Genomic DNA, 7,510 nt, shown 5'->3' with positions numbered 1-7,510 from the left:
GCGCGGATAGCGCTTCGACTGCTCGATCCTGCGGCGCACCTGGGCGCCCCATTGCGCCGCGAGGCTTTGGCGCCGGCTGGCCGAAAGGGTGGCCGCGCGCTGGTCTTGCGCGGTACCGGCATCGGCGCCGCCACCTTGTCCGCGGGCCTTCTGAGGGGCGCTCGGGGCCGAGGCCGACCGTTGCGCCCTTGTCCCTTGCGTTGGCGCTGCCCGGCGCCTTTTCGCCGCTGGCGCCTCGGGCCGTGCCACGGGCCGCACGCCCGCCTGTTTCTCCGCCTGTTGCGCCGGCCCCGGCTCGGGGCCGGGTTGGGCAGGCCGGGGCGGGGATGTGTCCGGGCCACCGTGCTCGGGCAGTCTTTCGGGCCGCGGCACCGCCAGACCCGGGGCCGTCGGGGCCTTGGTGAATGGCGATGGCGCGGCCTGCGGCCTTGATATTTCGGGGGCAGACATGGCCATCCGCGGCGCGGGTGGCGCGGCGGGCTGACCGGCCACTTCGGGCGGCGTTTCCCACGCCGCCACCATTTGGGCGATCCTTGCATCGGAGGCTTGCAGGGATACCGCGGCAGTGCCGTCATCGCCGATGCCTTGCGCCCCCTCCGGCCCGGGCGCATAGGACGCGACGGCGATGTGCGCGCCCGCCGCGAGCATGACGAAAAGGCCGAACTCCGTCACGCGTTTCATTCCGCCACCGTGATCAGCTGAACCTCGTCAAAGCCGGCCGCCGCGATCCGCGGCATGAGAGCGGCCAGCCGCGTTCCGGGCACACCGGCATCCGCGCGCAGGACCAGTGACCGCGACGCGGCGGTGTCGGCGCATCCTTGCGCGGGGCACGCGGCCGCCCTTGCCGCGCTCAGCGCAGCGAGCGCGGCCTCCTCCCCCCGGCTGTCGCGAAAGGCCAGCTCACCCTGGGGGCCGAGATAGAGAACGAATTCCGCGTCAGCCGGCGGGCCGTCTGCCGCCACTTCGGGGGGCGTTACGGCGAACGGTTCGGGCGGGGCGATCTGCGCGGTCATCAGGAAGAAGATCAGCAGCAGGAAAACCACGTTGATCATCGGGACGATGCTTTCTTGGGCGCGGCGGCGCGGCGGATCGGGGAATTGCATCGGCCTACTCCACCAGCACCAGCGCGCTCAGCCCCGCCCCGGTCAGCCGCTGCATCACATCGACGACGCGCTGAAGGCGTGCACCCTCCCGCGGGCGCAGCACAACGGTGTCCGACGGCGCCGCGGTCAGGTCCAGGACCCGGGCGGCCAGTTCCCCGTCCGCCACGGACCGGCCATTCAGCCGCGCGCCCGACGGCAGGACATCGACAAGGCGCGGCGGGCCGGTATAGTCGTCACCCGCGGCCTGCCCTGCCACGTTCAACGTTACCTGCGTGTCGGCACCGAACCGCGACGCGAGCATGAAAAACACCAGCAGCAGGAACACCACGTCGATCATCGGTGTCAGGCTGCGCTTGCGGCGGGGTCTCGGGGCGTCGAAGGTGAACATGTCACTCGGCCGCTTGCGCGACGCCTGGGGTGGCATCCCGTGCCGTCGGGCGCAGGAATATCCGCGTCGCGGCGTCCTCCATTTCAAGGCGCAGGCGGTCCACCACGCTTTCGAACCATGTCAGCGCCATCGCGGCCGGGATCGCCACAGCCATGCCGGCCGCCGTGGTCAGAAGCGCCTCCCATATGCCACCGGCAAGCGTCGCAGGGTCCGCGCGGCTGCCGGCCTCCTGCAAGGCCTGGAACGCCGCGATCATGCCGAGCACGGTGCCCAGAAGACCCAGCAGCGGCGCGATGGTCGTGATCAGTTCCAGCGGGCGCAGGCCGACCCGCGCCCGTGCGAGGAGATTGCGGGCGACGCGCGCTGTTTCGGCGCGTGCCGCCTCGTCATCGAGGGTGGTGTCCTGCCGTGCTGTCATCGCGGCCCGGATCAGGGCCGCCCGGCAGGTCGTGCGATTGCGCACCAGCGCGAGGGCCTGCTGTTCCTGACCGTCCGACCACAGCGTCACGGCCTGCTGCGCGCGCCGGCCGCCCGTCCAGGCCCCGAGACGCATCAAGCGCCACGCCTTCCAGAAGATGAGCGCCAGAGCGATGACCGACAAGGCCGAAATCGCCCAGATCGCCGGGCCGCCCAGGCGTATGAACCCCGAAACGGCGTCAAGGTTCGGTGAGCTGACCGTGTCAGCCATGCGCGAAATCCAGTCCAAATCGTCCCTCGCCAATGATTTCCGAGCCTTGATGGATCGGCCGGGCTGCCCGATCTACTGTCACCGGTCCCCCCGGGTCGGGTGAAGATGCCAAGGTCGGAGAATTCGGTGCCGAGGGCAATCGGCAAAATTGGCGCACCGTCCCGGATTGCGGACGACGCGCCGGTGGACCAGCGCCTGCGGCGGTGGCGCCCGTCGTCAAGCACGGGTCAGGCAGGGCCAGGCGGAGCCCCGCCCCCCGTTTCGAACGGACGGCGCCGCGCGCTCGGCGATGGCGATGGCAGCCGCCCGGGTATCGCCCGACACCATGCGCGGAGTCACCGAGGCGTCGGCAGCATAAAGGTTTTCCACGCCATTGAACCTGAGCGCGAAGGAATCCACCACCGCGGCATCGTCCGTGCCCATGCGACGGGTTCAGGCAGCATGATACAGGGTCATGCAGTGTCCTTGTCCATGCTCTGCGAGGTCATCATCGCCCTGGCAGTCCACGCTGGGCTGCATTTCGGAGTCGAGCAGGTCGGCCAGCGGGTCGGATACCGCCGCACCGCGCTGAATGCGGATGCCTTCAACCAGCTTGGCCAGATACTGCCCGGACGGGTCGGATCAGAAATGACCTGCCACTGGACTTTCATCCAGCCGGAACCGGTATCCTTCGGGTTGATATGCCGATTGGCGCAGGGAGAAGCCGACATCCGCGCGGAGCTTTCAGATGGCGCAGCGTGGCTGTCGGGTGCGGTGGTGAGGTGTTCGGCGAATGCCTTGGGCGTCGTGTAGCCAAGTGCCGAACCGGGGGCGTGTCTCGTTGAAGTCGGTGGCCCAGGCCCGGATCACGGCGCGGGCGTGGCCCGTGTTGCGGGACATGGTTTCGTTCAAAAGTTCATCGCGCATGCGCCCGCTGAAACTTTCGACGAAGCCGTTCTGCATGGTCTTGCCCGCCGCGATGTAATGCCATTCGATCTTGTGTTCCGTGGCAAAGGTTGAGATCGCGTTACCGGTCAGGTCGGTGCCGTTGTCGCTGACAATCAGTTCCGGCCGGCCGCGCCGTGCGATCAGGGCTGTCAGCTCCGGCACGACACGCCGCCCGGAGATCGACGTGTCCGGGATGGCTGCCAGACAAGCCCGTGTCACGGCGTCGACCACGTTCAGGGCGGGCCATTGTGCGCCATTGATGGGGTGGATGCCGATGATCCGTTCTTCGCCGTATCTCGTTCATGCCGGGGTCCGTCCGTCCATTGGGCCGGACGCTGGTTCAGAATACAGGAAAAATCCCGTGGCAGGCCACCGTGAAAACGGGAACGTGCAAACCTGACAAGGACCACATGGTACGTCGCGCGCACGGATGGTGGCCTTCTACCGGTTGCAAGCCGGGCTCAATCGGCTGATCTGGGGACCAACGGAACGTACAGCGCCCCGGCGCATCCACGACTGCCCACGGCAAACGGAAAAACTCAGGCCCATCGGCCCGACCCTGTCGAGGGAAATCTCGACGCGGGTCACGCAGTGGCATCTTGTCGCAACGCCTGTCTGCCCGGGAAGAAGCGGCTACCTGCGGCGTCGCGTACACGCAAGTATGCGAAAAGGAGCGAACCATGGAAAATCTCTCGGTGGGGCAGTATGACCTCATCTACAACGCGTTTTCATTCGCGTTCGCGACGCTGGCGGCGGCCACCATCTTCTTTTGGCTTGGTCGGTCCCAGGTTGCGCCGCAATACCGAACGGCGATGACGATCACCGGCTTGGTGACCTTCATCGCGGCCTACCACTACTTCCGCATCTTCGAGAGCTGGAACGCGGCGTTCGACGTTGCGGAAGGTACGATCGCGACCACGGGCTACGCGTTCAACCAAGCCTATCGTTACGTCGATTGGCTGCTGACCGTGCCCTTGTTGCTGGTCGAACTGATCCTCGTCATGGGGCTCAGCCGGGCCGAGACAGTATCGCGCGCGACGCGCCTCGGGCTTTTGGCCGCCCTGATGATCGCGCTCGGCTACCCGGGCGAGATCGCAACGAGCACGGGGGCACGCTGGTTCTGGGGCATCGCGTCGATGATCCCGTTCCTGTGGATCGTCTACGAGCTCTTCGCGGGCCTGTCCAAGTCGATCAACAGCCAACCCGAAGATGCACGGGGCCTCGTCAGCGCAGCGCGCTACGTGGTGATCGGCAGCTGGGCGTTCTACCCGATCGTGTTCTTTGCCGGGGCCATCGGCCTTGAAGGTGCCACGGCCACAACCGTGATCGAGGTGGGGTATACCATCGCCGATATCGTGGCCAAGGCCGTGTTCGGCGTGCTGATCTTCATGATCGCGCAGCGCAAGAGCAAGGCCTACTTCGACAGCATGAAGGCCACACCGCAACCGGCCGAGTGACCTCCACGGCCGCCCGCAGGACTGCGGGCGGCCGCTTGTCGCAGCCCAGGATGTTTTCGGAGTTCAGCATGTCACGCCAATCCACGATCCATCCGGAAGTGATCGATCAACGCATGGTCGAGCTTTGCGGCACCGGTCCGATTGCCGAAGGAGCGCTGTATCACCTTTCGACCGGTGGCAACCGCGTGCGGGCCAGGCTTGGGTTGGATGCGGCGTGGGCACTGCAACTCTCGCACGCAGCCGCAGAAGCATGCGCCTGCGGCCCAGAGCTTTTGCACAACGCGTCGCTCGTCCATGACGACCTGCAGGATCAGGACACCGCGCGCCGTGGGCATCCCGCCGTCTGGCAGCGCTTCGGACCCGCTGCGGCGGTCAGCATCGGAGACGTGATGATCTCGGCGGCCTTCGCCTCTGCCGCGCACCATCCCGATCCCGCGAAGGCGATCGCGTTGCTGCACGACGCGATCACGCGCACGGCCAATGGGCAGGCGCGCGACCTGATGAAACCTCGGCTTGATCTTGCCTCCTATCGGGAATTGGTGGCCGAAAAAACCGGGCCCTTGTTTGCCCTGCCGGTCCGCCTTGCGCTCGCCGCGGCGAGCCAGGACGGAGACGACGCGGCGACAAGACTCGGTGGCACACTCGCGCTCGCCTATCAGGTTCTGGATGACATCCGGGATCGCGACGCGGACGCTGCCGCCAACCGGGTCAACATATGTCATCTGCTTTCACCCGGAAAGCGCGGCGTGTCGGAGGCACGCATAATCGCGCTAGAGGCGCTGGAAACCGTGCGCGCCCGTGCGGCGGATCTGCCGGGACAGGCCGGGACGTCCTTCTGCAACCTTGCTGACCGGATGGAAAGCGCAATGACGGAGCGTGCCGATGCCGCGTGATACAAGCCTGGACGCGCGGCCGCGCGCGATCGTCGCCGGCGCAGGCTTTGGCGGGATCGCCGCTGCCCTGCGGCTGCGCGCCCGCGGATACGACGTGCACCTGATCGACCGCTGCCCCCGCCTCGGCGGGCGCGGCCAGGTTTTCGAGCACGCGGGCTTTCGCCACGATGCCGGCCCGACCGTATTGACGGCCCCGTTCCTGTTCGAGGAGCTTTTCGAATTGTTCGGCCGGCGCATGGCGGATTACGTCGAACTGGTCGAACCCGATCCGTGGTACCGGTTCCACTTCCACGACGGCGAGACCTTCGACTACGGCCCGACCGAGGCCGCGACCGAAGCCGAGATCGCCCGCCTGTCACCCCGCGATGTCGACGGCTATCGCCGCATGGGGGCGTGGTCGAAGAAAATCTACGACATCGGCTTCAAGCGCCTGTCGACGACGCCGTTCCATGCCTTCGGCTTCATGCTGAAGCAGATACCACACCTGCTGCGTCTGCGATCCTTCGAAAGCGTCTGGGCCATGGTCAGCCGCTTCATCAAGGATGACCGGCTGCGCCGAGCCTTCTCGATCCAGCCCCTGCTCCTGGGCGGGAACCCTTTCGACACCACAGCCATCTACGGGATGATCAACCATCTCGAGCGCACCCACGGCATCTGGTTTGCCAAGGGCGGCACCGGCGCGCTGGTCGGTGCGCTCGACCGGCTGATGCAGGAGCAAGACATCCGGATCTCGCTCGACACGACGATCGAGCGGATCGCGATCGAGGACGCGCGCACCACGGGCGTCGTGCTGGAGGACGGCAGGTATCTGCCCGCGGACATTGTTGTGTCAAACATGGATCCGGTACACGTCTACAGGCACATGCTGCCCCCCGAGGCCCCGTCCTCCACCGCGAAACTGCGGTCGCGCCACGGGCGGCTGTCGATGGGGCTTTACGTGTTGTTCTTCGGCGCCAAGCGGACATGGCCCGACGTCGCCCACCACACTGTCTGGTTCGGCGAGCGCTACAAGGACCTGTTGAGCGATATCTTCCACAAGAAAGTTCTGGCCGAGGACTTTTCCCTCTACGTTCACCGCCCGACGGCGACCGACCCGAGTTTCGCGCCCGAAGGCTGTGACAGTTTCTACGTGCTCTGCCCGGTGCCGAACCTCGGCGGGGGGCAGGACTGGGCGGTCGAGGGGCCGAAACTGCGCGACCGGATCGTGCAAGCGCTGGACGACTCCATGCTGCCGGGCCTGTCGAAAACGATCACGGCCGAGTTTGCCATGACGCCCGAGGATTTCCGCGACGACTACCTCTCCGTGGACGGGGCCGGGTTCTCGCTCTCGCCCTTCTTCTCGCAATCGGCGTGGTTCCGGTTCCACAACCGCGCCGAGGGCGTGGACGGGCTTTACTTCGTGGGCGCGGGCACGCATCCCGGCGCGGGAATGCCGGGCGTGGTTTCCTCGGCCAAGGTGCTGGACACGGTCGTGCCGGCACCCGTCGGTGCCCCATGACGCCCGAGGAAACCATGCAGCACCACGCGCGCAGTTTCGCCCCAGCGGCGCGCCTGCTGGGGCGCCGCGATCGCGCGCGCGTAGCCCGGCTTTACGCGCTTTGCCGCACCGTGGACGATCTGGCGGACAATGTGGGCGGGCCGGACGTTCGGGCGCGTCTCCTCCAACTCGCAGAAGACCTGTCCCGCGCGCATGGCGACGATCCCCTCGCCCGGGAAGCGCGCGATCTGTTCGGCGGAAACGCCACGGGGCTTGCCGCCTTTGGCCAGCTTGTGGCGACGGTGGCGGACGACACCGGACCGTGTGCGCTTGCGGACGACGCCGCGCTCGACCGGTATTGCATGGGCGTGGCGGGCACTGTCGGTGTCATGGTCTGTGTCCTGTTCGACGTGGACACGCGCTGGCATCCCGCGGCCAGCGACCTGGGCAAGGCGATGCAGCTGACCAATATCTGCCGCGATGTGCGGGCCGATGCCGAGGCGGGGCGCCGGTATCTGCCCGCGACGCTGTGCCCGCACCGGCCCGAGGTGATCGCGGGCGGCGCCCCGGCGGCTGC

9 protein-coding genes and 1 pseudogene are annotated in these 7,510 nt (G+C 67.2%); 4 read left to right on the top strand and 6 right to left on the bottom strand.

All coding sequences use genetic code 11. The features are described 5' to 3' along the window. From ACH107_RS27810 to ACH107_RS27785, 6 genes and pseudogenes are all read right to left on the bottom strand, one after another. Window positions 1–681: hypothetical protein (locus tag ACH107_RS27810; RefSeq protein ID WP_412508951.1), on the bottom strand; the 681-nt coding region annotated here is incomplete at its 3' end. After that, complete coding sequence (locus tag ACH107_RS27805) at window positions 678–1,103, bottom strand: ExbD/TolR family protein (RefSeq protein WP_412508950.1); 426 nt, start codon at window positions 1,101–1,103, stop codon at window positions 678–680. The genes ACH107_RS27805 and ACH107_RS27810, both read right to left, overlap by 4 nt. Before the next feature lie 4 nt (window positions 1,104–1,107). Further along, window positions 1,108–1,491 (bottom strand): ExbD/TolR family protein, encoded by a 384-nt coding sequence (locus ACH107_RS27800; RefSeq protein ID WP_412508948.1) that lies wholly within the window; start codon window positions 1,489–1,491, stop codon window positions 1,108–1,110. Window position 1,492: 1 nt separating this feature from the next. After that, the gene (locus ACH107_RS27795) at window positions 1,493–2,179 is read right to left on the bottom strand and encodes a MotA/TolQ/ExbB proton channel family protein (RefSeq protein ID WP_412508946.1); all 687 of its coding nucleotides are present in this window, start codon (window positions 2,177–2,179) and stop codon (window positions 1,493–1,495) included. A 216-nt stretch (window positions 2,180–2,395) separates the two neighbouring features. After that, window positions 2,396–2,602, bottom strand: coding sequence for a GMC oxidoreductase (locus ACH107_RS27790; RefSeq protein ID WP_412508945.1), 207 nt, complete (start codon window positions 2,600–2,602; stop codon window positions 2,396–2,398). 223 nt (window positions 2,603–2,825) lie between these two features. After that, window positions 2,826–3,346, bottom strand: a pseudogene (locus tag ACH107_RS27785) (integrase core domain-containing protein); the annotation flags it as partial. Window positions 3,347–3,786: 440 nt separating this feature from the next. Between ACH107_RS27785 and ACH107_RS27780 the strand changes: the two are divergent. The 4 genes from ACH107_RS27780 to ACH107_RS27765 form a co-directional block, all read left to right on the top strand. Continuing rightward, window positions 3,787–4,563 (top strand): bacteriorhodopsin-like, encoded by a 777-nt coding sequence (locus tag ACH107_RS27780; protein WP_412508943.1) that lies wholly within the window; start codon window positions 3,787–3,789, stop codon window positions 4,561–4,563. A gap of 50 nt (window positions 4,564–4,613) precedes the next feature. Beyond that, on the top strand, window positions 4,614–5,456 hold the full coding sequence (locus ACH107_RS27775; protein WP_412508941.1) for a polyprenyl synthetase family protein: 843 nt from the start codon (window positions 4,614–4,616) through the stop codon (window positions 5,454–5,456). Then, window positions 5,446–6,954 carry a phytoene desaturase family protein gene (gene crtI / locus ACH107_RS27770; RefSeq protein ID WP_412508939.1) on the top strand — a complete coding sequence of 503 codons (1,509 nt, stop codon included), beginning with the start codon at window positions 5,446–5,448 and terminating at the stop codon, window positions 6,952–6,954. Before ACH107_RS27775 ends, crtI begins: the two co-directional genes overlap by 11 nt. Window positions 6,955–6,968: 14 nt before the next feature. After that, a partial coding sequence (locus ACH107_RS27765) for a phytoene/squalene synthase family protein (protein WP_412508937.1) occupies window positions 6,969–7,510 on the top strand: 542 nt, incomplete at its 3' end.

This window comes from Roseovarius halophilus (ex Wu et al. 2025) (genome assembly GCF_047086965.1).
The sequence above is the reverse complement of the archived record's forward strand: the minus strand, read 5'-3'. Positions and strand labels throughout refer to the sequence as shown.

Bases quoted from the DNA above. Each gene is read 5' to 3' on its own strand.
- ACH107_RS27790 (WP_412508945.1), bottom strand. From the start codon at position 2,602: ATGGGCACGGACGATGCCGCGGTGGTGGATTCCTTCGCGCTCAGGTTC.
- crtI (WP_412508939.1), top strand. From the start codon at position 5,446: ATGCCGCGTGATACAAGCCTGGACGCGCGGCCGCGCGCGATCGTCGCC.
- ACH107_RS27800 (WP_412508948.1), bottom strand. From the start codon at position 1,491: ATGTTCACCTTCGACGCCCCGAGACCCCGCCGCAAGCGCAGCCTGACA.
- ACH107_RS27805 (WP_412508950.1), bottom strand. From the start codon at position 1,103: ATGCAATTCCCCGATCCGCCGCGCCGCCGCGCCCAAGAAAGCATCGTC.
- ACH107_RS27795 (WP_412508946.1), bottom strand. From the start codon at position 2,179: ATGGCTGACACGGTCAGCTCACCGAACCTTGACGCCGTTTCGGGGTTC.
- ACH107_RS27780 (WP_412508943.1), top strand. From the start codon at position 3,787: ATGGAAAATCTCTCGGTGGGGCAGTATGACCTCATCTACAACGCGTTT.
- ACH107_RS27775 (WP_412508941.1), top strand. From the start codon at position 4,614: ATGTTTTCGGAGTTCAGCATGTCACGCCAATCCACGATCCATCCGGAA.